Below are 604 nucleotides of genomic sequence, written 5' to 3' on the forward strand. Positions count from 1 at the left end.
GTAAGAGAAAAGGAAGTCAGACAGATAGTAACCGCGGCAGCAGATGGAGCAATTGCCATCTATCATGCCGCTAGACACTACTTCAGTGAATGATCAGTAAAGAATAGAACAAATATAGAGGGAGAAGAGCGTTTTCCGACGCTCTTCTCTTTATTTGATCTTTGCTTCAGGAACCGGAAGTATTTCGATCGTGCCCTTCTCCATGTCGATTTCAACCCACTGGCCAACCGGAAGAACGACTTTCGGGAAGTCCCCATGATAACTCGGTAGACCAATCCAAACAGGTATTTCCTTTCCCAGGAAATAGTCGTGGATCATTCGTTTTATATCATCGAGGTCTCCATTTTTTATTTCTGTGAATCCAGCGAATACCACACCTCTTAAAGATGAAAATTCGTCAAGATGTGCAATATTCCAGATCATTCTTTCCAGCGACTCTTTGGTCTCGCTCACATCTTCAAGAACGAGAATTGCATCTTTTAGTGAACCCAAATACTCTGTCCCCTGAAGAGCCTGGAATAGAGAAAGATTGGCCGGGATCAACCTGCCAGTCATCTTCCCGGCGATCACAGGAATTGACTGGTAGTTGAAGCAGATCGTTTTT

At 44.0% G+C, this 604-nt stretch carries 1 pseudogene; it reads right to left on the reverse strand.

Annotated features, from left to right (window positions below):
* Nucleotides 1–150 precede the first annotated feature (150 nt).
* Nucleotides 151–604: pseudogene (locus BG32_RS09845) on the reverse strand (LD-carboxypeptidase); the annotation flags it as partial.

It is taken from the genome of Mesotoga sp. HF07.pep.5.2.highcov, assembly GCF_003666285.1.
In the GTDB taxonomy this organism is placed as follows: domain Bacteria; phylum Thermotogota; class Thermotogae; order Petrotogales; family Kosmotogaceae; genus Mesotoga; species Mesotoga prima.